This is a genomic window from Streptomyces sp. NPDC001858 (assembly GCF_053594615.1).
The window spans coordinates 1-23,335 of sequence record NZ_JBSFEV010000033.1 but is presented as its reverse complement, the minus strand read 5'-3'; the positions used below and the strand labels follow the sequence as shown (position 1 = coordinate 23,335).

Here is a 23,335-nt window from a genome sequence, read left to right as displayed (position 1 = left end):
AGCCACCGCGCGGGCGGCCGGCAACGCCCCGGGAACGGGGGCGCGTCGAAGCTCCGGGAGGGGTCAGCGACAGCTGGCTGTGGTCGACCGGAGCAAGTCCACGTACAGCCGCCGCACAAGCAGCAGCGTCTTCATAGGGAGAGCATGAGAACGTTTCCAGCCAGCGTCAAAGAAATGGACACCGAATCCCACATTCCGAGACAACGATTACGTCACACGCGGTGAGCGCACGGCCGGGAGTTACCATCGCAGCACCGGCACCCGCCCTGCCGAGTCGCGGCCGAGTGACGTTCCTCCACCGCCGCCCTCCCCCGCCGCTCCCCCGCCGTCCCGCCCACTTCCCCCCTCACTTCCCCTTCCCAGACTCTGGAGTTGCTTCCATGACGCTGCTGACGACCTGGTCCGAGTCCGGCCCGGAGACCCTGGTCCGCCGCACTGCCGACCCCGCCGAGATCGCCGAGGCCCTCAAGCCGCTGGGCGTGCGCTACGAGCAGTGGCCGATCCGCGAGGACGTGCCGTTCGACGCCGACAGCGAGACGGTGTTCGCGGCGTACGGCCCGGAGATCGAGAAGCTGAACGCCGAGGAGGGCTTCACCACCGTCGACGTCCTCGGTCTGCACCCGAGCGACGACCCGGAGTTCCCGGCGAAGGCGAAGGCGGCCCGCGCGAAGTTCCTCCAGGAGCACACCCACGACGACGATGACGAGGTCCGCTTCTTCGTCTCCGGCTCCGGCATCTTCTATCTGCACGTCAACGGCGAGGTGCACGCGGTCTTCTGCGAGAAGGGCGACCTCCTCGGCGTGCCGCGCGGCACCACCCACTGGTTCGACATGGGCACGAGCCCGTCGTTCACGGCGATCCGCTTCTTCCACGAGGAGGACGGCTGGATCGGCAACTTCACCGGCTCCACGATCGCCGGCCGGTTCCCGGACTACGACACGATCGCGGCCGGCTACGCGTCGGACCGGGCCGCCGCATGACCTCGCACCATGACGTGGACGCCGTGGTGCTCGACATCGAGGGCACCACGAGCGCCACGGGGTTCGTCGTCGACGTCCTGTACCCGTACTCGCGCTCCCGGTTCGCCGCGCTGCTCGCCGAGCGGGGCGACGACCCGGACGTGGCGCGGGCGGTGGCCGGGGTCCGGGCGGAGATCGGCGAGCCCGACGCCGACGCGGCACGCGTCGAGAAGGCGCTGAACGGCTGGCTCGACGACGACCGCAAGGCGACGCCGCTGAAGACCCTGCAGGGCGTCATCTGGGCGGAGGGCTTCGCCCGCGGCGACCTCGTCTCGCACTTCTACGACGACGTCGTCCCGGCGCTGCGCGCCTGGCACGCGGCGGGCGTGCGGCTGTACGTGTACTCGTCGGGCTCGGTGTCCGCCCAGCGGGCGTGGTTCGCCAACAGCCCGGAGGGCGACCTCACGTCGCTGGTCAGCGGTCTGTACGACACCGAGAACGCCGGGCCCAAGCAGGAGCCGCGGTCGTACCGCCGGATCGCCGAGGCGGCCGGCCTCGCCCCGGACCGGCTGCTGTTCCTCTCCGACCGCCCGGGCGAGCTGGACGCGGCCCGCGAGGCCGGCTGGCAGGCCGTCGGGATCCGGCGGCCCGGGGAGCCCTACTACGAGCAAGGCGTCGGCGAGCACGCACAGGCGGGCACGTTCGACGAGATCGGCATCACCACCTCTGGGAGTACCGCATGACCACCGAGATCACCGCACTCGACCTGGAGGAGGCGGGGGCCGTCCTGGCCGCCGAGTCCGCGCGGTTCGCGTCCTTCGGCTGGATGCGGGGCACCTCCGGGAACCTGTCCGTGGTGCTCACCCGGGAGCCGCTGCGCCTCGCGGTGACCGCCAGCGGTCACGACAAGGGCGAGCTGACGCCCGCCGACGTGGTGTTGGTGGACGGCCGGGGCGCGGCCGTCAGCGGCGGAAAGCCGTCCGCGGAGGCCGAGCTGCACGCGCGCGTGGCCGCGCTGACGGGGGCCGGGGCGGTGGTGCATGTGCACACCGTGGCGTCGGTCGCGATGGGGCACCGGCACCCCGGCGGGATCGTCTTCAAGGACGTCGAGATGCTCAAGGGCGTGGGCCAGCCCGCGCACGACGTCGAGGTGACCCTGCCGGTCATCGCCAACAGCCAGGACATGAAGGTGCTCGGCGACCGGCTGGAGGCGGCGCGCGACCCGCGGATGCCCGCGGTGGTCGTGGCCGGGCACGGTCTGTACGTGTGGGGCGAGAACCCGCGGCAGGCCCGCCACCACACCGAAGTCGTCGAGTGGCTGCTGGAGTTGGAACTCAGCGCTCCGCGGGACGGACGGTAGTCGAACCGCGGGCCGGTGGGGGCTCGTCGCGCAGTTGCCCGCGCCCCTGTCGGGGCGCGGGCCACCCGCTACTTCAAGTGCTCGCCCGGCAGTTGACCGGCCGACACCTCCAGCACGCCCCGCTCCGTGACCAGGCCCGTGACCAGCCGACCGGGCGTGACGTCGAACGCCGGGTTGTGGCCGCGCGACCCGGCCGGGGCCGTCCGGATGCCGCCCCACTCCAACACCTCGTCCTCGCCGCGGAGTTCGATGTGGATGGCGTCGCCGGTCGGCGTCGACAGGTCGACGGTGGTGGTGGGCGCCGCCACCAGGAACGGGATGCCCGCGTCGGCGCAGGCCAGGGCCACGCCCACGGTGCCGACCTTGTTGGCGGTGTCGCCGTTGGCGGCGATGCGGTCCGCGCCGACGATCGCCGCGTCGACCTCGCCGCGCAGGATCGTGCCCGCCGCGGCCCCGTCGGCCTGGACGTAGTGCGCGATGCCCTCCTGGACCAGTTCCCAGGCGGTCAGCCGTGAGCCCTGGAGCAGCGGGCGGGTCTCGTCGGCGTAGACGACCTCCAGCCGCCCGCGCGCGTGGAGTTCGCGGATGACGCCGAGGGCGGTGCCCCAGCCTGCGGTGGCCAGCGCGCCGGTGTTGCAGTGCGTCAGGATCCGCAGCGGCCGGTCCTCGCCGGTCCGCTTCAGCAGCCAGTCCGCGCCGAACGCGCCCATCGCGCGGTTCGCCTCGACGTCCTCGCGCTGGACCGCGGCCGCCTCTTCGAGGACCGCGTCGATTCCCTCGGGCAGGCGGGCGGCGACCCGGTCGACGCAGACCATCAGGTTGACGGCGGTCGGGCGGGCGTCCCGGATACGGGCGATCGCCCCCAGGATCTGTCCGTCCGTCCAGCCCTCGCGTTCGCCCTGGAGCAGTGCGATCGCGACCCCGTACCCGCCCGCGGCGCCGATCGCGGGGGCGCCGCGCACGACGAGCCGCTGGATCGCGTCGACCAGGGTGTCCACATCGCGGACGGCAACGGTCTCGGTGCGGTGCGGGAGGACGGTCTGATCGATCAGCGCGAGGCCGGTTCCGGTCCACTCGACGGCGCGCAGTTCCTCGGACATATCGGGACACTCCTCATGTTCCGGTGGTGTCGGCCACCGTACATGACCTGGGAGAACCATAGTTCGAGACAGTCGAGCGGGTGTCCGGAAACGGGTGTTACAGTCCAGCACCCAGTCCGCAGACCGAGACGAAGGAGGAAGACCCGTGCTGCTGACCAAGCGCCGTTTCCTCGACTTCGGCCGGTGTGCCGGCGACTGCTGTCGTAGCTGAGTCCGCTCCCTCGGCCCGCACCACCGCAGTCCGTTCCAGCATCACCCTCGCCCCGCCCCCCGTGCTCACCGCCGAGCGCGCCCCTCGGCATACCCGGAAGGTCTCCCGATGCCTCGCAGACACCGCCGTTCCCTGCAGCTCGCCGCGCTCGCGACCGGCACCGTGCTCCTCGCCACCGCCTGCAACGCCGCCGCGAAGAAGGACGACTCCGCCGCGAGCGCGAGCGGCGGCAGCGGCAAGTCCTTCACCCTGGTCACCCCCGACGCCGTCGGGCAGAACGAGTTCCTGAAGCTCGCGGTCACCGGCATCGAGAGCGCGGCGAAGCAGCACGACGGGACGCAGAAGGTCTACGAGTCCTCCGACACCGCCTCCCAGCAGCAGAACGTCCAGGCCGCCGTGGACGCCGAGCCGGACGTCATCGTGCTGGTCGGCTTCGAGTTCGCCGACCTCGTCGCCCAGCAGGCCGAGAAGAACCCGGGCCAGCAGTTCCTGATCATCGACGCGTGCACCGCCAAGGCGTTCAAGAACGTCAGCTGCGCGGTCTTCCGCGAGCACGAGGGCGTCTACCTCGCGGGCGCCGAGGCGGGCCTGCTCAGCAAGTCCGGCAAGGTCGGCGCGGTGGACGTGCTCGACACCCCCCAGTTCCGGCGCTACAGCGACCCGTTCGCGGCCGGCGCCAAGAAGGTCGCCGCGAAGACGGAGACGTCCACCCGCTTCGTCGGCGGCCAGTCCCCGTTCGACGACTCGGCCCGCGCCAAGGAGCAGGCGAACACCTTGCTCGCCAAGGGCTACGACCAGCTGATGGCGGCTGCCGCGGCCGGCAACTACGGCGTCTTCGAGGCGGCGAAGGCCAAGGGCGCGTTCGCGTACGGCGTCGACGTCAACCAGTGCCCCTCGGCGCCCGGCACGGTCGTCGACAACGTCATCAAGCGCACGGACGTCGCGGTGGAGAAGGGCGTCGAGTCGGTCCTCGGCGGCGCTGCGGGGACGACCGTCTCGTACGGCCTGAAGGAGGGCGGGATCAGCCTGACCGGCCTGGAGGACGGCGTGGACGCGTCGAAGTGCGTGATCGCCGACCACAAGGACGTGCTGACGAAGGTCGAGGCGCTGCGCGACCAGATCGTGTCCGGAGAGCTGAAGGTCGATGACCCCGCAGCCGCCTGAGACCGAGCCTGACCGGTCCGAGGTCGCGGTCGAGCTCCGGGGGATCACCAAGCGGTTCCCCGGCACGCTCGCCAACGACGCCGTCGACCTCACCGTCCGCCGCGGCGAGATCCACGCGCTGATGGGCGAGAACGGCGCGGGCAAGTCCACGCTGATGTCGGTGCTGTACGGGATGGAGCGCGCGGACGCCGGGTCGATCCGGATCGACGGATCGGACGTGCGTTTCACGAGCCCGTCCGACGCGATGGCGGCCGGGCTCGGCATGGTCCACCAGAGCTTCAAGCTGTTCGACTCGCTGACGGTCGCCGAGAACATCGTCTACGCCGCCGAGCCGCGCCGCTTCGGTCTGGTGGACCGGGCCGCGGCCCGCCGCCGGGTGCGCGAACTCGCCGCGGAACACGCTCTCGACGTCGACCCGGACGCCCGGGTCGGCGAGCTGCCGGTGGGCCTGCGCCAGCGGGTGGAGATCCTCAAGCTGCTGCACCGGGGCGCCCGCACGCTGATCCTCGACGAGCCGACGGCCGTGCTCACGCCGGCCGAGGCGGACGCCCTGTTCGCGGTGCTCAAGTCGCTGACCGCGCAGGGCCGTACGGTCATCCTCGTCACCCACAAGCTGCGCGAGGTGCTGGAGGGCAGCGACCGGGTGACCGTCCTGCGCGACGGCCGGGTCGTCGCCCGGCTGGTCACCGCCGACACCACGGCCGGCGCGATCGCCGCCGCGATGACCGGCCGCGCGGTGGAGCTGGACCGCGTCCACGCGCCGGGCACGCCCGGGGCGGCGGTGCTGCGGGTGACCGGGGTCAGCACGGACTCCGTCCACGATGTGGACCTCACCGTCCACGCCGGCGAGATCGTCGGCATCGCGGGGGTGGCCGGCAATGGTCAGAGCGAGCTGGTCGAGGCGCTGGCCGGGCTGCGGCCGGTCGGCGCGGGCCGCGTCACGCTCCAGGGCGACGACATCACCCACGCCTCCGCGACCGAGCGACGCGCGAAGGGTCTCGCCTACGTCCCCGAGGACCGGCACGCGGTCGGCACCGCCCCCGCCGCCTCCGTCGCGGACAACCTGGCGATGGGCCACCACCGCACGTCCCTGTCCTCCCGCGGCCTGCTGCCGCCGAGCGCCGTGCGCGCGCACGCCCGGCGGCTGGTCGAGCGCTTCGGGATCAAGGCGGCGACCGTCGAGGTCCCCGCCTCCGCGCTGTCCGGCGGCAATCTGCAGAAGCTGCTGATCGGCCGTGAACTCGCCCACGACGCACCGCTGCTGCTCGTGGAGCAGCCGACCCGGGGCGTCGACATCGGCGCCGTCCAGAACATCCACGACGAGCTGATCGCCTACCGCGACGCCGGCCACGCCGTGCTCCTCGTCTCGGCCGAGCTGAGCGAGATCCGAGGGCTCGCGGACCGGGTCCTGGTGATGTACGAGGGCCGGATCGCGGCGTCGTACCCGAAGGACGAGGCGGACGAGCGGACGCTGGGCCTCGCGATGGCGGGCGCCCCGGTGGAGGTCACCCACTGACATGACACGGATATCCGGAGCCCTGCGCTCCCCCCTCACCTTCTCGGTGCTCGCGGGACTCGTCATCGGCGCGCTGATCCTGCTCGGCACCGGCGCGGACCCGATCGGCGCGTACGAGGCCGTGCTGACGGGCGCGCTCGGCGGCGACGGCATCGGCTCGACCCTGACCACCGGCACCAGCGTCCTCGGGCTGGCGCTCGCGCTGGCGATCCCGCTGCGGGCCGGGCTGATCAACCTCGGCGGCGACGGACAGCTGGTGCTCGGCGGGATCACGGCCGCCGTCACCGGGCTGTACTCGCCGCTGCCCGCGCCCCTGACCGTCGCGGCGGCCCTGCTGGCCGGGATGGCCGCGGGCGCCGGCTACGCCGTGCTGGCCGCCCTGTGCGAGAACCATCTCGGGGTCCCGCTGCTGGTCAGCAGCCTGCTGCTGAGCTACCCGGCGATGTCGCTCGCCTCCTACCTGGCGCGCTATCCGCTCAAGGAGCCGGGCTCCAGCCTGCCGCAGACCCGGGCGCTGCCGGACGGCGTGGCGCTGCCCGCGTTCGGCGACTCCACGGTCACCCTCGGGCTCGTCCTGGTGGCGATCGCGGCCGCCGCCTACTGGTTCACCGACCGGCGGACCGCCGTCGGCTACGAGATCCGCATGACGGGCCTCAACTCCCGCTTCTCCGCCTACGCGGGCGTGGAACGCCGGGGCCTGACGCTGAAGTTGATGGCGGTCTCCGGGGGGCTCGCCGGACTCGTGGGCGCCATCGGGGTGCTGAGCTTCCCGTACCGCTTCGTGGACGGCTCGCTCACCGCGCCCGGCTACACCTGGACCGGTCTGACGGCGGCGCTGCTGGCCGGCGCGGCTCCGCTGGGCACGGTGATCGCCGCGTTCTTCTTCGCCGTCCTCCAGGTCGGCGGGCTGGCGATGGAGCGGACGACCGAGGTGCCGCGCGAGCTGACGCAGGTGCTGCAGGCGATCGTGATCGTGTTCCTGGCGGCCCGGCTGAGCTTCCCGAGCCGGTGGTTCACCCGTCGTTCCCGGGAAAGGGAGGCGGTCTGATGTTCTTCGACTCCGATCTGCTCATGTCGGCGCTGCGCGCCCTCACCCCGATCCTGCTGGCGGCCCTCGGCGGCGCGATCTGCGAACGCGCCGGAGTCTTCAACATCGGCCTCGAAGGCATGATGCTGATGGGCTGCTTCACCGCCGTGGCGACGAGCTGGTTCACCGGCAGCCCCTGGCTCGGCGTCCTGGCGGCGGCCCTCGCGGCGGCCGCGTACTCGCTGATCCTGGCCGTGGGAGCCGTCACCCTGCGCGGGGACGCGGTGGTGCTCGGCATCGCCCTGAACCTGCTCGCCGTCGGCCTGACCAGCTTTCTGCTGCGGACGGTCTTCGGGGTGCAGGGCACCTTCGACGATCCGACGCTCGCCGGGCTGCCGCTGATCGGCGGCTTCACCCCGCTCGCGTATCTGTCCTGGGCCGCCGTCGCGGTCGCCGCGCTGCTGCTGTCCCGGCATGTGTGGGGGCTCCGGCTGCGCGGGGTCGGCGAGGCGCCCGACGCGGCGGCCACGCTCGGTGTGAGCCCGGCGAAGTACCAGTACGGCGCGATCCTCGTCTCGGGCGTGCTGTGCGGGCTCGCGGGCGCCCAACTGGCCCTGGGCAACGTCACGTTGTTCACGGAGAACATGACGGCGGGCCGTGGTTGGATCGCTGTGGTCGCCGTCATGCTGGGCCGCGCCGCGCCGCTGGGCGTGCTGCTCGCCGCGCTGCTGTTCGGGCTCGCCGAGGCGGCCGGGTTCCGTCTCCAGGGACTCGGCATGCCGCAGCAGGCGACCGACGCCGCGCCGTACGTCGTCACACTCGGCGCCCTGTTCCTCACGACGGCCCGCCGCCGTCGCCGCCCCCGTCCCACTGGAGCCGTCCGATGACACAGGATCTGCTGCCCGTCACCCGTATACCGCGCACCGGGCTCCCGGCGCACGCCGTGGTCGTGGGCGACCCGGCCCGGGCCGCGGCGGTGGCCGCGCTCCTCGACGGCGCCGAGGAGGTGTCGTACCACCGCGAGTACCGGGTGTTCAGCGGAAGCTGGAAGGGCGTGCCGGTCGTGGTCGCCTCGCACGGCGTGGGCGGTCCCGGCGCGATCCTGCTGTTCCAGGAACTCGCGGACGCCGGTGTGCGCACCGTCCTGCGGTTCGGCACGGCGGGCTCGATGAAGCCGGGCATCGCGGACGGCGACCTGGTCGTCGCGGAGGCGGCCGTGCGCGACGACGGCGTGACCCAGCAGCTGCTGCCCCCGGAGTACCCGGCGGTGGCGGCGCCCGAGGCGGTCCTCGCGCTGCTGCGGGCGGCCCGCGAGGCCGACGCCCCGCACCACCGGGGCATCGTGTGGACCCGGGCGGCCTTCCAGCCGGGCCTGATCCCGCTGTTCTCCTACGAGGGCGCCGGGCTCGCCGCGATCGAGATGGAGCTGTCCGCACTGCTGGTCACGGCCTCGCTGCGCGGCCTGGTCGCGGGCGGCGTGCTGGTCGTCGACGGGGCGAACGCCGACGAACTGGTCGACGAGGACGCACCGCTGTCGACCGGCGCCTACGACCCGCACCAGGAGGTCGTCGCGGCCGGCGTCGAGCGGGGCGCGGTCGTGACCCTGGAGGCGCTGCGGCTGCTGGCGGAAGGCGCGCAGGCGTGAGCATCGACCTGCTGGTGCACGGCGGTGACGTGCTGACGGTGGACGAGGCGGGAACGGTCGTACGGGACGGGGCCGTCGCCGTCCACGAGGGCGAGATCCTCGCCGTGGGGCCGGCCGCCGAGCTGCGCGAGCGCCACACGGCCGCCGAGGAGATCGACGCCGCCGGCTGTCTCGTGCTGCCCGGCCTGATCAACACGCACACCCACCTGGCGATGACCCTGCTGCGCGGTCGCGCCGACGACGTCACGCTGCAGGGTTTCCTGGAGCGGGTGCTGACGTGGGAGGCGCAGCTGCTGGCGCCGAAGAACGTGGCGGCGGCGGTGCGGCTGGCGGTCGCGGAGAGCGTGCGGGCCGGGGTGACCTCGGCGCTGGACATGTACTGGTTCCACGAGGCGGCCGAGCGGGCGGCCCGCGAGGCGGGCTGGCGGCTGCACACCGGGCCGACCTTCATGGACGTCCCCGAACCGGCGGACGGCATCGCGTACGGGGACCGGCTCGCGTGGGCGCGCCGGGATCTGGAGGCGCGCGGGCCGGCCGGGCACGGGACGCGGCCCGTCGTCTTCGCGCACTCCGCGTACACCCTCTCCCCCGAGCAGCTCGTCGAGGTCTTCGCGCTGGCCCGGGAGTTCGGGGCGCTGGTGCACATCCACGCCGCCGAGAACGCCACCGAGGTCGCCACCGTCGAGGTGAAGCACGGGAAGCGGCCGGTGGAGCTGCTGGACTCGCTCGGGCTGCTCGGCCCCGATGTGCTGCTCGCGCACGCCGTCGACCTCACCGGCCCGGAGATCGCGGCGCTGGCCCGCACGGGCACGGCCGTCGCCCACTGTCCGGTGTCGAACCTGAAGCTGGGCTGCGGGATCGCGCCCGTCCCGCGGCTGCTGAGCGCGGGGGTGACGGTGGGGCTGGGCACGGACGGCGCCGTCAGCTCCAACTCGCTGGACGTGCTGGGGGCCGTCCGGCAGGCGGCGCTGGTGCACAAGGCGGGCGGCGACCCGACGGCGGTCGGCGCCGAGCAGGCCGTCCGGATGGCGACGATCGAGGGCGCGCGGGCGCTGGGGCTCGCGGAGCAGTTGGGTTCGCTGGAGGCGGGCAAGCGGGCCGACCTGATCGTGCTGGACCTGGACGCCCCGCATCTGCGGCCGCGCCACGACCCCTGGTCGACGCTCGCGTACGCGGCGCACTCGGCGGACGTTCGGGACACGGTCGTCGACGGACGGGTCCTGATGCGCGAGCGCACGCTGACGACGCTCGACGAGCGGGCGGTGATCGCGGATCTGGAAGCGGCCCTCTGATCAGGCCTCATCCGGCCTCTTCCGGCCCCATAATGGCGCTCAGACATCCGATGTCTGAATGGGTCTGAATGTGTCTGAACGTTGAACCACGAGGGCACCACAAGGAACCACGAAGAACCACAGGGAGGCCGGCCATGGCAGTCACCGACGAGGCGATCGAGAAGATCAAGGGCATGATCGTCTCGGGTGCGCTGCGCCCCGGCGACCGGCTCCCCAAGGAGAGCGAACTGGCCGCCGAGCTGGGCCTGTCCCGCAACTCCCTGCGGGAGGCGGTGCGCGCCCTGTCGCTGATCCGGATCCTGGACGTACGGCAGGGCGACGGCACCTATGTCACCAGCCTCGATCCGCAACTGCTCCTGGAGGCGCTGAGTTTCGTCGTCGACTTCCACCGCGACGACACCGTCCTGGAGTTCCTCGCGGTGCGCCGGATCCTGGAACCGGCCGCGACGGCGATGGCGGCCCTGCGGATCAGCGAGCAGCAACTGGACGCGCTGGACGCCCAGTTGGACAAGCTCGGCGCCGAGCCGTCGGTGGAGGAGCTGGTCGCCTGCGATCTGGAGTTCCACCGGGGCATCGTGCAGAGCGCCGGCAACTCGGTGCTGTGCTCGCTGCTGGACGGGCTCTCCGGGCCGACCACCCGGGCCCGGATCTGGCGGGGCCTGACGCAGGAGGACGCGGTCTCCGGCACCCTGCGCGAGCACCGGGCGATCCTGGCGGCGCTGCGCGACCGGGACGCGGAGGCGGCGCGGTCGTGGGCGACGGTGCACATCGCGAGCGTGGAGCAGTGGCTGCGGTCCACGCTCTGAGTCCGGCGTGGCGTGGGGGGTGTTCGGGGGTGGCGAACGGGGCAGTGATCCGGTCACTCCCCCGTGCAAGGGGGCTGCGGGCGCCCCCGCAGAACGCCGTAAGGTTGGGTGGTCAAGCGAGGGCACGTCGGAAGGAGGCGCTGGGTGATCGAGCTCGAGGGGGTTCCCGAGCTGATCGACCCGGTCATGGTGGCCGCGTTCGAGGGCTGGAACGATGCCGGCGACGCCGCCTCCACCGCGGTCGCGCACCTGGAGCGGGAGTGGAAGGGCGAGGTGTTCGCGGCGCTGGACGCCGAGGACTACTACGACTTCCAGGTGAACCGCCCCACGGTGTGGATGGACGCCGGCGTGCGCAAGATCACGTGGCCGACGACAAGGTTGTCGGTCGTCCGGGTCGGCGGCGAGAAGCCCCGCGACCTGGTGCTCGTGCGCGGTATCGAGCCGTCGATGCGCTGGCGCTCGTTCTGCAACGAGCTGCTGGGCTTCGCGCACGAGTTGGGCGTGGAGCTGGTGGTCATCCTGGGCGCTCTGCTCGGTGACACTCCGCACACGCGTCCGGTTCCGATCAGCGGCACCACGTCCGACGCGGATCTGGCGCAGCGGATGGACCTGGAGGAGACCAAGTACGAGGGCCCGACGGGCATCGTCGGCGTCCTCCAGGAGGCGTGCACGCACGCGGGCGTGCCGGCGGTCAGCCTCTGGGCGGCCGTGCCGCACTACGTCTCGCAGCCGCCGAACCCGAAGGCGACGCTGGCCCTCCTCAACCGCCTGGAGGACCTGATCGACGTGCGCATCCCGCTGGGCGAGCTGCCCGAGGACGCGCGCGCCTGGCAGGTGGGCGTGGACCAGCTGGCCGCCGAGGACACCGAGGTCGCCGAGTACGTGCAGACGCTGGAGGAGGCGCGGGACACGGCGGAGCTGCCGGAGGCGTCGGGCGAGGCGATCGCCCGCGAGTTCGAGCGGTATCTGCGGCGCCGGGACGGCGGCGGCCCGCCCGGGCCCGGGGAGCGCACACGCCCCCCGAAACCGCCGAAGGCGAGCGGCGACACCCCCGACGACAACGATTCGTCGGAGGACTGAAAGCCCCGAAATGGGCCCGAAAGCATGAATGAGGGGCGGTTCGCGTCATCTGACGCGAACCGCCCCTTCGTCACATGCGGGACCGGACGACGGCTACAGCGCGACGCCCAGCAGGGCGTCCACCGCCCGCGACACGACGCCCGGGGCGCCGATGTCCGTGCCGCCCCGCTCCTGCTGGAGCGCGGCCCAGCGGTCGACGGCGGCGAGGGCGGCGGGTGCGTCGAGGTCGTTCGCGAGGGCCTCGCGGATCTCCTCGACGAGGGCCTCGGCGGGCGGTCCGTCGGGCCGGGAGACGGCGGCCCGCCAGCGCCCGAGCCGGGCCTCGGCGTCCGTCAGGACCTGGTCGGTCCACTCCCAGTCGGCCCGGTAGTGGTGGGCGAGGAGGGTGAGCCGGATCGCGGCGGGGTCGACGCCGTCCCGGCGCAGCTTCGACACGAAGACGAGGTTGCCCTTGGACTTGGACATCTTCTCGCCGTCCAGGGCGACCATGCCGGCGTGCACGTACGCCTTGGCCATGGGGAACTCGCCGGTCAGCGCCTGGGCGTGGGAGGCGCCCATCTCGTGGTGCGGGAAGGCGAGGTCGGAGCCGCCGCCCTGGACGTCGAAGCCCATCCCGAGGTGGTCGAGGGCGATGGCGACGCACTCGATGTGCCAGCCGGGCCGGCCGCGGCCGAGCGAGCCGCCGTCCCAGCTGGGCTCGCCCTCGCGGGCGCCTTGCCACAGGATCGGGTCGAGCGGGTTCTTCTTGCCCGGACGGTCCGGGTCGCCGCCGCGCTCGGCGGACAGCAGCCGCATCGCGGCGGCGTCGAGGTTCGAGACCTTGCCGAAGTGCGGGTCGGCCTCGACGGAGAAGTAGGTGTCGCCTTCGAGTTCGTACGCGGCGCCCGCGTCCCGCAGCCGTTCGACGAGCGGGACGATGCCGGGTATCGCCTCGACGGCGCCTATGTAGTGCTGCGGCGGGAGCATCCGCAGGGCGGTCATGTCCTCGCGGAAGAGGGCCGTCTCCTTCTCGGCGAGGGCGACCCAGTCGACGCCGTCACGTTCGGCCCGCTCCAGCAGCGGGTCGTCGACGTCGGTGACGTTCTGGACGTAGTGGACCTGCCGCTTGGTGTCGAGCCACACGCGCTGAACGAGGTCGAACGCGTTGTAGGTCGCCGCGTGACCCATGTGGGTCGCGTCGTACGGCGTGATGCCGCAGACGTAGATACGGGCGACGGGACCGGGGTCGAGGGAGACGAGGCCGCCGGTCGCGGTGTCGTGGATCCTCAGGTCGCGGCCCTGACCAGGCAGGGCGGGGACCTCGGAAGCGGGCCAGGCATGCATGTCATGAGCCTAACCGGACGGAAGTTACGTATACGAACCGGAGCGGGCCGGATGGCCGGGAAGGCACTCTTGTACGATCCCGGCCGGCATGCATCCCGGCCCGAACAGGGCCCGGACGGGCCTGGCCCAACCAGGCCGAACCAGTCCAGAACCTCCCGTACCGCCCCAGACCGACATCACACCGCTCCCGAACCAATACCGAACCGCTGCCCGGCCCCTACCGGGCCGCGGCCGGGCTGCCGTCGGGCGCTGTCGGCCGCCGCCGGACCGCTGCCAGGGCCCTACCGGGCGTTGCCGGACCGCTGTCGGACCACGCCCAGTCCCTACCGGGCCGCGGCCGGGCTGCCGTCGGGCACTGTCGGCCGCCGCCGGACCGCTGCCAGGCCTTACCTGACCGATGCCGGACCGCTGTCGGACCGCCACCAGGCCCCTACCGGGCCACTGTCGGACCGCTACAGGCCCCTGCCGCGCCGCCGTCGGACCGCTGCCAGGGCCCCTGCCGGGCCTTACCGGACCGCCGGACCGTTGTCGGACCACGCCCAGCGCCTACCGGGCCGCGGCCGGGCCGCCGTCGGCCGCGGCGTCGGACCGCTGCCAGGCCCCCACCGGGCCGGGCCTTACCGGGCCGCTACCGGACCATGCCCAGCCGCTGTCGGACCGCGCCCAGCCCCTACCGGGCCGCTGCCGCTGTCGGACCGCTGCCAGGCCCCCACTGGGCCGGGCCTTACCGGACCGCTACCGAACCGGCGTCAGAGCCGGTGTCAGACCGGGGGCCAGGGGATGGCCGGCCAGGCTCCGCTCGGCTCCGGGTGCTTGCCGGAGGCCAGCAGCGCTTCGGTACGCGCGCGCGTGGCGTCGAGTTCCGCGGGCGTGACCAGCCCGGCCAGGGTGGCCGCCAGCCGCTCGCCGGGTTCCAGGGCGCTTCTGAGGGCCTCGAGCGCCTCGACGGCCTCCCCGGTCAGGGGCTCCCCCGCCCAGCCCCACAGAAGCGTGCGCAGCTTGTTCTCGGCGTTGAAGGTGACGCCGTGGTCGATGCCGTAGAGCCGGCCGTCGGCGGTGGGCAGCAGATGGCCGCCCTTGCGGTCGGCGTTGTTGATCACCGCGTCGAGGACGGCGAGCCGGCGCAGCCGTTCGTCGTCGGCGTGCACCAACAGCGCGGTGCGGCCCTCGCCGACCTCCGCGAACCCGATCGCCTTCCAGCCCGGCCCGGGCTCCTGCGCGTCGACCAGGGCGAGCAGCTCGGCCTCCGGGGCCGTCTCGATCCACAGCTGGCACATGCCCTCGCCGTGCGGCCCCTCCCGCAGCACGGTGGGCGGGACGAGGCCCCAGCCGGTCGCCTCGGACACCTCGTAGGCGGCGACCTCGCGCTGGGCGAGGGTGCCGTCGGGGAAGTCCCACAGGGGTCGCTCCCCGGCCACCGGTTTGTAGACGCAGGCGGCCTCCCGGCCCTCGTGCGCGACGGTGCAGTACAGGGCGGCGTTCGAGGCGTCGCGGATACGGCCGCGGACGGTGAGCTCGCCGTGCGCGAGGAGTTCGTACGCTGCGGCGGAGGCCGGGTCGGTGGTCCTCACGCCCCCCGGCGGTATCCGTTCTGGCGCGGACATACGTGTCCTTCCGGGTCGAGCGGCAGGCTGCACAGCGGGCACGGCGGCCGGCCCGCGTTGACGACGTCGAGGGCACGCTTGGCGAAGGCACGCGCCTGCGCGCCGGTGAGCCGGACCCGCAGCATCGGGGGCCCGTTCTCCTCGTCCTGAAGAAGCCTTTCCTCGGCCTCGGCGAGGTCCTCCTCGGAGTCCGCGTCGAGATCCACCAGGGCCTGCGCCTCGACGATCATGCGCTGCTCCTCGCCGTCCCAGGCGAGGGCCATCGTGCCGACGCGGAACTCCTCCTCGATCGGGGTGTCGAGGGGCGCCGTGTCGGTGTTCTCGGTGGGCGACATGGCGGGCACGGAGGCGCTGCCGCCGCTGCGCCGGACGACCTCGTCCAGCAGCTCGTCCATGCGTTCGGCGAGCGCGGCGACCTGGGTCTTCTCCAGCGCCACACTGGTCACTCGGGAGCCGGCGACGGCCTGGAGGAAGAAGGTACGGCGCCCGGGCAGTCCGACCGTACCGGCCACGAAGCGGTCCGGGGGGTCGTAGAGGAACACCTGACGGGACACGTCCTGTCTCCATGGGAATCGTGGGTCATCGTGGGTCGGGAACGCCGAGTGGGGAAGCGTCCGTACGGGTACGCGCGCGTACGCGGACCCTTCACCCTACTGCGGCCGACGATCACGGTGCGCCCGCACCACCCCCGACGGTGGCGTCCCCGCTCGGGGGCTCCTCGCGCGGCGCGAGGGAGGCGAAGTCGCCGGTGTCGCCGAGGCGCACGAGAAAGGGGCGCATCCTGGTGTACCGGATCGCGGTGACGGAACAGGGTTCGACGGAGATCCGCTGGAACAGGTCGAGATGAAGTCCGAGCGCGTCGGCGACCAGCGACTTGATGATGTCGCCGTGCGAGCACATGAGGTAGACGGCGTCGGAGCCGTGGTCGCGCTCCACGCGCGCGTTCCACTCGCGCACCGCCTCGGCGGCGCGGGTCTGCATGGCCCGCATGGACTCGCCGCCGGGGAAGGCGGCCGCGGAGGGGTGCGCCTGCACCACCTCCATCAGGGGCTCGTCCATCAGTTCGGCGAGCTTGCGTCCGGACCAGTCGCCGTAGTGGCACTCCCCGATCCGCTCGTCGGTGTGGACGCGCAGGCCGGGGCGGGCGTCCAGGAGCGGCTGGACCGTCTCCTGGCAGCGTTGCAGCGGGCTCGCGACGACCTCGGCGATCGGCAGCGCGGCGAGCCGGCCGGGCAGCCCGGCGGCCTGGGCGAGTCCGCGCTCGTCGAGGGCGACGCCGGGCGTCCAGCCGGCGAGCACTCCGGAGGTGTTGGCGGTCGAACGTCCGTGCCGGACGAGGATCAGGGTGGGCATGCGGCCCAGGGTAGGCGTACGCGCGCGTGCGCAAGGGACAGAGCGGGGGGAGAATACGCTCCGTGATCGTCGACTGCGGGATCTACCGCGACGGGCGTCGTACGGAGGGTCCGGAGGACCTGTCCGAGGCGCTGGCGCTGGCGCGCGCGTCCGGCGGTTTCGTCTGGATCGGACTGTACGAGCCCACCGAGGCCGAGTTCGACCGCGTCACCAGAGAGTTCGGGCTGCACCCGCTGGCCGTGGAGGACGCCCTCAACGCCCACCAGCGGCCCAAGCTGGAGGTCTACCACGACTCGCTGTTCATGGTGTTCAAGCCGGTGGTGTACGAGCCCGAGAGCGACGCCGTCTCCTCCGGCGAGGTGATGGCCTTCCTGGGCGACGCCTTCGTGGTCACCGTCCGGCACGGCGAGGGCTCGCCGCTGGCCGCCGTGCGGCGGCGGCTGGAGCACGAGCCGCAACTGCTCTCCAAGGGGCCCACGTCGGTGCTGTACGCCATCGGCGACGCCATCGTCGACCACTACCTGGACGTGACCACCGAGCTCGGGACCGACCTGGAGGAGCTGGAGGCGGAGGTGTTCTCCCCGACGCGCGGCGGCTCGCGGCACACCGCGTCGCGGATCTACCGCTTCAAACGGCAGCTCCTGGAGTTCCGCCGGGCCTCGGTGCCGCTGGCGACGCCGCTCACCCGGCTCGGCGGCACCGGGGGGTTCGGGCCTCCGAACGTGCCCTTCGTGAACGACAGGGCGCGGCCCTTCTTCCGGGACGTCAGCGACCACCTCACGCGCGTGAACGAGTCCGTGGAGGGCCTGGACCGGCTGGTCTCCGACATCCTCTCCGCCCACCTCGCGCAGATGAGCGTCCGGCAGAACGACGACATGCGGAAGATCTCCGCATGGGCGGCCATGGCCGCGGTCCCCACGATGATCGCGGGGATCTACGGCATGAACTTCGACCACATGCCGGAGCTGCACTGGCTGTGGTCCTATCCGGCGGTGATCGTGCTCCTGGCGGTGCTGGAGGTCCTGCTGTACCGGCTGTTCAAGCGGCGCGGCTGGCTGTGAGGCCGGTCCGGCCCGCCCGGTCGCAGGCGGACCGGACCGGCCTCGGGCGGACCGACCTCGGGCAGACGGTCCTCGGGCTGACGGTCCTCAGGCGAACTCGGGGGCGGCGGTCGCCGGGCCGCCGAGCGCGTCGCGGCGCTCGGGCATCTGCAGGGACACCATGCGCCGCCAGCCCGCGACCCGCTCCCACGCGTACACGGCGTGGATGCCGGCCGCGAGGACGGCCGCCTTGGGCTTCGACCAGCCGAGGATGCGGCCCATGTTCGCCATCACGGCGAGGCTGACGTCCCGGTAGATCCGGATCTCGGCGAGCGCGCACGCGCGCAGGGTGCGCTGGATGGCGCGCCCGTGTCCCGCGCGGGCGAAGCGCAGCAGTTCCTCGTGGCAGTAGGCGAGGTGGTTGTCCTCGTCGTTCGAGATCATCTTGACCGCGCGGCCGAGGTCGGGGTGGTCGGCGAAGTGCTTGCGCAGCAGGTCCATCTGCTCGGAGGCCCGCTGTTCGGTGACCCGGCTGTGGGCGAGGTAGACGACGATGTCCTGCACGGTCAGCGGCTCGTCGGTCTTGAGCCGGTCGTGCGCGAGGCCGATGCCGGCGCGCTCCAGGAGCATCGTGTAGTCGGTGTCGGGCGGGACGGCCACGGGTTCGAGGCCGCGCTTGCGCATCAGCGCGCTGAAGATCCGGCCGTGCTTGTCCTCGTCGGCGCCATGGCGGGTGATCTTGGGAGCGAGCGCGCGTTCGCTCTGCGGGACGAGTACGGCGATCCGGGCGTTCTCCCAGCCGCCTTGCGACTCACCGCCCGCGGCGATGGAACAGAAGAGCGCGAAGGACTCGTCGTCGTCGATGATCTCCTGGAACAGACTCTTGGCCGAAAGCATCGTGGGCCACCTCTCCGCATTGCGCAGGATTCCGCAGCATTCCGCAAGGAACGAGTCAAATGCGGCACGGGAGGCAGTGCAACAGCTGTGTCGGACAACTCCGCCAAAAGAGGGATGCGAGGAGTCGACGCGAAGGCGTAACCACGCGCCGCGCGGCGCGTTGTCATCCATGACGGCCGTGGCGGGGAAGACCCCCGAGCCCCCACCACGGCCGCTGAAAAATCCGAACCCCCCATTCCCTCCGCCGGACCGGCGGCTACGCCAGTCCGGCGAGCTCCAGGGCCTCCGTGCCCGCGCGCAGCGAGGCGAGGCGCTCCTCCAGGGTGAAGCCCGCGGGGGCCAGGGTGAGGGTGGTGACGCCGGCCGCCGCGTAGGCCTTCATCCGGTCGGCGATCCGCTCCACCGAGCCCAGCAGCGTGGTCCGGTCGATCAGCTCGTGCGGGATCGCGGCCGCGGCGCCCTGCTTGTCGCCGGACAGGTACTTGTCCTGGATCTCGTCGGCGGCGGCCTCGTAGCCCATGCGCCGGGCGAGCTGGTTGTAGAAGTTCTGCTTGCGGCTGCCCATGCCGCCCACGTACAGCGCGGTGTACGGGCGGAAGGTGTCGGCGAGCCGCTCGACGTCCTTGTCCTCGCCGAGCGCCAGGGGCAGCGTCGGACAGACGTCGAAGCCCTCCATGGTCTTGCCGGCCTTCTCGCGTCCGGCCCGCAGGTGCTTGATCGCGGTGTCCTCGAGGTGGTCGGCGGACGGGAAGATCAGCAGCGCGCCGTCGGCGATCTCGCCGGTCTGCTCCAGGTTCTTCGGGCCGATCGCGGCGATGTACAGCGGGATGTGCTCGCGCTCGGGGTGCACGGTCAGCTTGATCGGCTTGCCGGGGCCGCCCGGCAGCGGCAGCGTCCAGTGCTCGCCCTCGTACGACAGCCGCTCGCGCGTCATCGCCTTGCGGACGATCTCGACGTACTCGCGCGTGCGGGACAGCGGCTTGTCGAACTTGACGCCGTACCAGCCCTCGGAGACCTGGGGGCCGGAGACGCCGAGGCCGAGCCGGAACCGGCCGCCGGAGAGGGAGTCGAGGGTGGCGGCGGTCATCGCGGTCATCGCGGGCTGGCGCGCCGGGATCTGGAAGATGGCCGAGCCGACGTCGATGCGCTCGGTCTGCGCGGCGACCCAGGTGAGCACGGTGGCCGCGTCCGATCCGTAGGCCTCGGCGGCCCAGCAGACGGCATACCCGAGGCGGTCGGCCTCCTGGGCGACGGCGAGGTTGTCGCCGTCCATTCCGGCGCCCCAGTAGCCGAGGTTGATACCGAGCTGCATGGCCGATTCCCCTTACTGATCAGTAACGACGCTGTTCCGGAGACCTTAGCGCGGGGGCGGGCGGCCGGGGAGGGCGGTGTGGCGAGGGTCGCGCCGATCAAGGGCGGGGGCCGCACCGGTCGGGGACAGGGCCGCGGGCCTGCGGAACTCGACTCCCCGTTCCGGAGATTCGGTTATCCACAGGCAACCCACTGCCCAGTTATGGCCAGTAATCTCGGCGTTCATGGAGCAGAGGCATCTCGGCCGCACCGGCCTGCGTGTGTCCCGCATCGGGCTCGGCACCCTGACCTGGGGCCGTGACACCGACGAGCACGACGCCGCGGACGTCATGAAGACGTTCTGGGAGGCGGGCGGGACCCTCGTCGACACGGCGGACGTGTACGGCGACGGGGACGCCGAGTACCTGCTCGGGCGGCTGATAGAGGGTCTGGTGCCGCGCCGGGACCTGATCATCTCGACGAAGGCCGGCAGCGTGCCCGACCCGGACCGCCGCTTCGACGGCTCGCGCGGTCACCTCCTCGCCGCCCTCGACGCCTCGCTCGCCCGGCTCGGCACGGACTACGTCGACGTATGGCAGGTGCACGCCTTCGATCCGGACACCCCGCTGGAAGAGACGCTGCAGGCTCTCGACATCGCTGTCGCGAGCGGTCGGGCCCGGTACGCCGGGGTCTCCAACTTCTGCGGCTGGCAGCTCGCCAAGGCGGCCACCTGGCAGCTCGCCGCACCGGGCGCCCGGACCCGGCTCGCGGCGACGCAGATGGAGTACTCGCTGCTCCAGCGCGGCATCGAGCGCGAGGTGCTGCCGGCCGCGCTGGATCTGGGCATCGGCCTGCTGCCCTCCTCGCCGCTGGGCCGCGGCGTCCTCACCGGCAAGTACCGGGGCGACGCGCTGCCGCCCGACTCGCGCGGGGCGTCGGAGCACTTCGCGCGCTTCGTGGAGCCCTACCTGGACGACACCGCGAGCCGCATCGTGGACGCCGTGGCGACGGCCGCCGACGGGCTGGCGGTGACCCCGCTGCAGATCGCCCTCGCCTGGGTCCGCGACCGGCCGGGCGTGGCCGCGCCGATCGTCGGCGCGCGCAACTCGCAGCAGCTCACGGCCGCGTTGTCAGTGGAGGCGCTTAGTCTTCCTGACGAGATCTGCCGGGCCCTCGACGATGTGTCGGCGCCCGTGCACCGCTATCCCGATCACGACTGGAGCACGCTGTGAGCACGGAGCCGGATCCCCCGGAGAGCACGGACCACGCCGGGCCGGCGGAGCCGCACGCCCCCGGGGAACCCGGAACGCCCGACGACACGGGGACGGCGGAGCCGGAAACGACCGCGGAAGCCGCCGAGGGCGAGACCGACGACAGCGCCCCGGCGACCGACGCGGCAGTCGACGAGGCGGCGGGTGACGGGGAGACCGGTGACGCGGAAGCCGGTGACGGGAAGGCCGGAAACGCGGAGGCCGGTGACACGGAAGCCGGTGACGGGAAGGCCGGTGACGCGGAGACCGCCGCGCAGGTCTCCGAGGCGCAGGCCGAGCTCGCCGCGCAGAAGCTCGAGCGGGAGCGGATCGAGCGGCGCAAGGCCGAGAAGGCGGCGCCCATCGACGCCGGGGCCAAGCTCAGCGGGACGGCCGCCGACCTGCTGGCGGCCGTACGCGCCGTGGAGGGCGGTGCGAAGCCCCCGGCCGCGGTGTTCGGCGAGTCGGAACCGACCCCGCGCCGCCCCGCCCCGGAGCCCGCACGGCGTCCGCAGCCGGTGGCCGCCCAGGCGGCGGCGCCCGCGGCGGACGCGGTCGAGGGCGTCCGGCGCGTGCTGGCCGGCGGCGGCGCCCCCGAGGCGCTCGCGGCGCAGGCCGCCACCGCCCTCGGCGAGGGCGCCGAGGACGTGCTGCGCGAGGACCCGTGGCAATTGCTGCGCGTCCCCGGCGTACGGCCCGAGCAGGCCGACGGCTTCGCGCGGGCGCTGCTGGGTCCGCAGTGCGCCCCCGACGACGAGCGGCGCGGGCGCGCGGTGACGGTGTGGCTGCTGGAGCAGGCCGCCCTGGCCGGGCACACCGCCCTGGAGCTGCCCACGCTCACCGCCGCCCTCGGCCGGCAGTCCGTGCCGGACCCGGACGCGGCCGTGCAGAGCACCCTGGCCGAGGGCGAGGCCCTCGTCTTCCAGGACGCCCTGGACACCCCGGACGCACCGGCCGCCGGACAGCCGGTCCCGGACGGCGAAGGCGCACAGGAACAGGACGGCGAGGAGGGCGAGGAGGCCCGGCCGGTGCGGGTGCTGGCCGGTCTGGAGCGGTACGCGCTCGCGGAGGAGAGCCTCGCCGACGCGCTGGCCCGCGTGGTCAACTCCCTGGCCAAGGAGTCCTCCGCGCCCTGGGAGTCGGCCACGGCGGCCGCGTCCGGCAGCGCGGCCGAGCTGATCCGGGCCGTCGCCGGGCACGGTCTGGTGCTGCACACCGGCGGCGAGGCCGCCCGCGCCGAACCGGCGGCCCTGCTCACCGCCGCCCGCGCGCTGGACCTGCGCGCCGTCGCCGCCTGCCACACCCCGGACGGCCGGCGCCGGTTCGCGGCCCTGCTGCACGGGGAGGCCGGGGCGGACGACGCCGTCGTGACCGTCCCCGGCCTGCTCTCGGGCGCCGAGGGTCCCGGACGCGACGGCGACGGAGCCTTCGCCCTCGATCTGCTGATCCTGCTCGACGCGCCGCAACTGGACGTGGAGAGCGCCGCGATGCTGGCGGAGTCGCTGCCGGACGGCGCGCGGCTGGTGCTCAGCGGGGATCCCGCGGTGCTGTGGTCGGCCGGTCCCGGCCGGGTCTTCGCCGACCTCCTCGCCGCGCGCGTGTGCCCGCAGGTCGCCTCGCGCACGCCCGACCCCGGGCCGATCGGCGAGCTGGTGTCCGGCATCGGCATCGGCGAGCTGAACCAGGTCGACGCGCCCGGCAAGGAGATCGTGATCGTGCCGGTGCGCGACGCGGGCGAGGCCGTGCACCGGACCGTGCAGCTGGTCGCCGACTCGGTGCCGCGGGCCTTCGGGATCACGCCCGAGGAGGCCGTGGTGATCACCCCGGGGCACGGTGGCGCGGCCGGCACGCGCGCGCTGAACGCGGCGCTGAAGGAACGGCTCAATCCGGGCCCGGGCCGCTTCGGCGGCTTCGACCCCGGCGACCGGGTCGCCTACTCCCCCGCACCGGGCCGTACGGTGCCGGGCCGGGTGGTGACGGCCGACGCGGACGGGCTGCACCTGTCGTGCGAGGGAGCCTCCGTGGTCGTCCCGAGGGAGCGGGTGGAGCAGGCCGTGCGGCACGGCTGGGCGCTGACCGCGCACCAGGCGGTGGGCAGCCGGTGGCCCGCGGCGGTCGTGGTGCTGCCCGGGGACGCCGGGCAGGCCCTCTCGCGTCCCTGGGTGTACACGGCGTTCGGCCGCGCGGAGCGTCATCTGTCCGTGGTGCACGGCGTCGAGCAGGCTCTGCCGAGAGCCGTCGCCGAGGTCCCGGCGAAGCCGCGCACGACCCGGCTGCCGCTGCTGCTGCGCACCCAGGTCCCGGCGGCGCAGTAGCGCGAACGGCGGCGGGGGGGGGGGGCGGGGCCCCCCCCCCCCCCCCCCCCCCCCCGCCCCCCACCCCCCCCCCCCCCCCCCCCACCCCCCCCGCCGGGGCCCC

At 73.2% G+C, this 23,335-nt stretch carries 21 protein-coding genes; 14 read left to right on the top strand and 7 right to left on the bottom strand.

Features of this window, described 5'->3' with window-relative positions; translation table 11 throughout:
• Positions 1 to 380: 380 nt before the first annotated feature.
• Genes ACWCPF_RS34110 through mtnB form a run of 3 tightly spaced genes read left to right on the top strand, consistent with a single transcriptional unit; the run spans position 381 to position 2,319 of the window.
• Positions 381 to 980 (top strand): 1,2-dihydroxy-3-keto-5-methylthiopentene dioxygenase, encoded by a 600-nt coding sequence (locus ACWCPF_RS34110; protein ID WP_451048974.1) that lies wholly within the window; start codon positions 381 to 383, stop codon positions 978 to 980.
• The gene (mtnC, locus tag ACWCPF_RS34105) at positions 977 to 1,702 is read left to right on the top strand and encodes an acireductone synthase (protein ID WP_451048973.1); all 726 of its coding nucleotides are present in this window, start codon (positions 977 to 979) and stop codon (positions 1,700 to 1,702) included. Before ACWCPF_RS34110 ends, mtnC begins: the two co-directional genes overlap by 4 nt.
• Positions 1,699 to 2,319: a methylthioribulose 1-phosphate dehydratase gene (gene mtnB, locus ACWCPF_RS34100; protein WP_451048972.1), complete on the top strand. Its 621-nt coding sequence runs from the start codon at positions 1,699 to 1,701 to the stop codon at positions 2,317 to 2,319. The genes mtnC and mtnB overlap by 4 nt, the downstream gene beginning before the upstream one ends.
• Before the next feature lie 68 nt (positions 2,320 to 2,387).
• Here the strand turns inward: mtnB and mtnA are convergent, their stop codons facing one another.
• Entirely contained in the window at positions 2,388 to 3,419 is a 1,032-nt protein-coding gene (mtnA, locus tag ACWCPF_RS34095) for an S-methyl-5-thioribose-1-phosphate isomerase (RefSeq protein WP_451048971.1), read from the bottom strand.
• Positions 3,420 to 3,738: 319 nt separating this feature from the next.
• Between mtnA and ACWCPF_RS34090 the strand changes: the two genes are divergently transcribed.
• The 8 genes from ACWCPF_RS34090 (at position 3,739) to ACWCPF_RS34055 (ending at position 12,160) form a co-directional block, all read left to right on the top strand.
• Complete coding sequence (locus ACWCPF_RS34090; protein WP_451048970.1) at positions 3,739 to 4,794, top strand: BMP family ABC transporter substrate-binding protein; 1,056 nt, start codon at positions 3,739 to 3,741, stop codon at positions 4,792 to 4,794.
• Positions 4,775 to 6,310, top strand: a complete 1,536-nt coding sequence (locus ACWCPF_RS34085; protein WP_451048969.1) for an ABC transporter ATP-binding protein — start codon at positions 4,775 to 4,777, stop codon at positions 6,308 to 6,310. Before ACWCPF_RS34090 ends, ACWCPF_RS34085 begins: the two co-directional genes overlap by 20 nt.
• A gap of 1 nt (position 6,311) precedes the next feature.
• Positions 6,312 to 7,358 (top strand): ABC transporter permease, encoded by a 1,047-nt coding sequence (locus ACWCPF_RS34080; protein ID WP_451048968.1) that lies wholly within the window; start codon positions 6,312 to 6,314, stop codon positions 7,356 to 7,358.
• Positions 7,358 to 8,224: an ABC transporter permease gene (locus ACWCPF_RS34075; protein ID WP_451048967.1), complete on the top strand. Its 867-nt coding sequence runs from the start codon at positions 7,358 to 7,360 to the stop codon at positions 8,222 to 8,224. The genes ACWCPF_RS34080 and ACWCPF_RS34075 overlap by 1 nt, the downstream gene beginning before the upstream one ends.
• Positions 8,221 to 8,982, top strand: coding sequence for a nucleoside phosphorylase (locus tag ACWCPF_RS34070; protein WP_451048966.1), 762 nt, complete (start codon positions 8,221 to 8,223; stop codon positions 8,980 to 8,982). The genes ACWCPF_RS34075 and ACWCPF_RS34070 overlap by 4 nt, the downstream gene beginning before the upstream one ends.
• Positions 8,979 to 10,274, top strand: coding sequence for an amidohydrolase (locus ACWCPF_RS34065; protein ID WP_451048965.1), 1,296 nt, complete (start codon positions 8,979 to 8,981; stop codon positions 10,272 to 10,274). The genes ACWCPF_RS34070 and ACWCPF_RS34065 overlap by 4 nt, the downstream gene beginning before the upstream one ends.
• Before the next feature lie 134 nt (positions 10,275 to 10,408).
• Positions 10,409 to 11,080: a FadR/GntR family transcriptional regulator gene (locus ACWCPF_RS34060; protein WP_351908204.1), complete on the top strand. Its 672-nt coding sequence runs from the start codon at positions 10,409 to 10,411 to the stop codon at positions 11,078 to 11,080.
• Between the two features lie 144 nt (positions 11,081 to 11,224).
• A complete protein-coding gene (locus ACWCPF_RS34055) occupies positions 11,225 to 12,160 on the top strand; it encodes a PAC2 family protein (RefSeq protein WP_451048964.1) in 936 nt (311 codons plus the stop codon).
• Positions 12,161 to 12,253: 93 nt separating this feature from the next.
• On the opposite strand, the gene mshC is transcribed toward ACWCPF_RS34055, so the two are convergent.
• From mshC to ACWCPF_RS34035, 4 genes are all read right to left on the bottom strand, one after another.
• Positions 12,254 to 13,483 carry a cysteine--1-D-myo-inosityl 2-amino-2-deoxy-alpha-D-glucopyranoside ligase gene (gene mshC / locus ACWCPF_RS34050; RefSeq protein ID WP_451048963.1) on the bottom strand — a complete coding sequence of 410 codons (1,230 nt, stop codon included), beginning with the start codon at positions 13,481 to 13,483 and terminating at the stop codon, positions 12,254 to 12,256.
• A 761-nt stretch (positions 13,484 to 14,244) separates the two neighbouring features.
• Complete coding sequence (locus tag ACWCPF_RS34045) at positions 14,245 to 15,087, bottom strand: SCO1664 family protein (RefSeq protein ID WP_451048962.1); 843 nt, start codon at positions 15,085 to 15,087, stop codon at positions 14,245 to 14,247.
• Entirely contained in the window at positions 15,051 to 15,641 is a 591-nt protein-coding gene (locus ACWCPF_RS34040) for a DUF3090 domain-containing protein (protein ID WP_451048961.1), read from the bottom strand. Before ACWCPF_RS34040 ends, ACWCPF_RS34045 begins: the two co-directional genes overlap by 37 nt.
• 112 nt (positions 15,642 to 15,753) lie before the next feature.
• Positions 15,754 to 16,440, bottom strand: a complete 687-nt coding sequence (locus ACWCPF_RS34035) for a histidine phosphatase family protein (protein ID WP_451048960.1) — start codon at positions 16,438 to 16,440, stop codon at positions 15,754 to 15,756.
• A 62-nt stretch (positions 16,441 to 16,502) separates the two neighbouring features.
• Between ACWCPF_RS34035 and corA the strand changes: the two genes are divergently transcribed.
• Positions 16,503 to 17,501, top strand: coding sequence for a magnesium/cobalt transporter CorA (gene corA / locus ACWCPF_RS34030; protein ID WP_451048959.1), 999 nt, complete (start codon positions 16,503 to 16,505; stop codon positions 17,499 to 17,501).
• 87 nt (positions 17,502 to 17,588) lie between these two features.
• Here corA and ACWCPF_RS34025 read toward each other — a convergent pair whose 3' ends face one another.
• Positions 17,589 to 18,377 (bottom strand): ferritin-like domain-containing protein, encoded by a 789-nt coding sequence (locus ACWCPF_RS34025; protein WP_451048958.1) that lies wholly within the window; start codon positions 18,375 to 18,377, stop codon positions 17,589 to 17,591.
• 256 nt (positions 18,378 to 18,633) lie between these two features.
• Positions 18,634 to 19,689: an LLM class F420-dependent oxidoreductase gene (locus ACWCPF_RS34020; protein ID WP_451048957.1), complete on the bottom strand. Its 1,056-nt coding sequence runs from the start codon at positions 19,687 to 19,689 to the stop codon at positions 18,634 to 18,636.
• Positions 19,690 to 19,912: 223 nt separating this feature from the next.
• On the opposite strand from ACWCPF_RS34020, the gene ACWCPF_RS34015 reads away from it, so the two are divergent.
• Positions 19,913 to 20,899: an aldo/keto reductase gene (locus ACWCPF_RS34015; protein ID WP_451048956.1), complete on the top strand. Its 987-nt coding sequence runs from the start codon at positions 19,913 to 19,915 to the stop codon at positions 20,897 to 20,899.
• Positions 20,896 to 23,232 carry a helix-hairpin-helix domain-containing protein gene (locus tag ACWCPF_RS34010; RefSeq protein WP_451048955.1) on the top strand — a complete coding sequence of 779 codons (2,337 nt, stop codon included), beginning with the start codon at positions 20,896 to 20,898 and terminating at the stop codon, positions 23,230 to 23,232. The genes ACWCPF_RS34015 and ACWCPF_RS34010 overlap by 4 nt, the downstream gene beginning before the upstream one ends.
• Positions 23,233 to 23,335 lie beyond the last annotated feature (103 nt).

Coding starts and splice junctions, on each gene's coding strand:
- mshC (WP_451048963.1), bottom strand. CDS start 13,483: ATGCATGCCTGGCCCGCTTCCGAGGTCCCCGCCCTGCCTGGTCAGGGC.
- ACWCPF_RS34090 (WP_451048970.1), top strand. CDS start 3,739: ATGCCTCGCAGACACCGCCGTTCCCTGCAGCTCGCCGCGCTCGCGACC.
- ACWCPF_RS34110 (WP_451048974.1), top strand. CDS start 381: ATGACGCTGCTGACGACCTGGTCCGAGTCCGGCCCGGAGACCCTGGTC.
- ACWCPF_RS34015 (WP_451048956.1), top strand. CDS start 19,913: ATGGAGCAGAGGCATCTCGGCCGCACCGGCCTGCGTGTGTCCCGCATC.
- ACWCPF_RS34075 (WP_451048967.1), top strand. CDS start 7,358: ATGTTCTTCGACTCCGATCTGCTCATGTCGGCGCTGCGCGCCCTCACC.
- ACWCPF_RS34070 (WP_451048966.1), top strand. CDS start 8,221: ATGACACAGGATCTGCTGCCCGTCACCCGTATACCGCGCACCGGGCTC.
- ACWCPF_RS34045 (WP_451048962.1), bottom strand. CDS start 15,087: ATGTCCGCGCCAGAACGGATACCGCCGGGGGGCGTGAGGACCACCGAC.
- ACWCPF_RS34035 (WP_451048960.1), bottom strand. CDS start 16,440: ATGCCCACCCTGATCCTCGTCCGGCACGGACGTTCGACCGCCAACACC.
- ACWCPF_RS34080 (WP_451048968.1), top strand. CDS start 6,312: ATGACACGGATATCCGGAGCCCTGCGCTCCCCCCTCACCTTCTCGGTG.
- mtnA (WP_451048971.1), bottom strand. CDS start 3,419: ATGTCCGAGGAACTGCGCGCCGTCGAGTGGACCGGAACCGGCCTCGCG.
- mtnC (WP_451048973.1), top strand. CDS start 977: ATGACCTCGCACCATGACGTGGACGCCGTGGTGCTCGACATCGAGGGC.
- mtnB (WP_451048972.1), top strand. CDS start 1,699: ATGACCACCGAGATCACCGCACTCGACCTGGAGGAGGCGGGGGCCGTC.
- ACWCPF_RS34025 (WP_451048958.1), bottom strand. CDS start 18,377: ATGCTTTCGGCCAAGAGTCTGTTCCAGGAGATCATCGACGACGACGAG.
- ACWCPF_RS34060 (WP_351908204.1), top strand. CDS start 10,409: ATGGCAGTCACCGACGAGGCGATCGAGAAGATCAAGGGCATGATCGTC.
- ACWCPF_RS34085 (WP_451048969.1), top strand. CDS start 4,775: ATGACCCCGCAGCCGCCTGAGACCGAGCCTGACCGGTCCGAGGTCGCG.
- ACWCPF_RS34020 (WP_451048957.1), bottom strand. CDS start 19,689: ATGCAGCTCGGTATCAACCTCGGCTACTGGGGCGCCGGAATGGACGGC.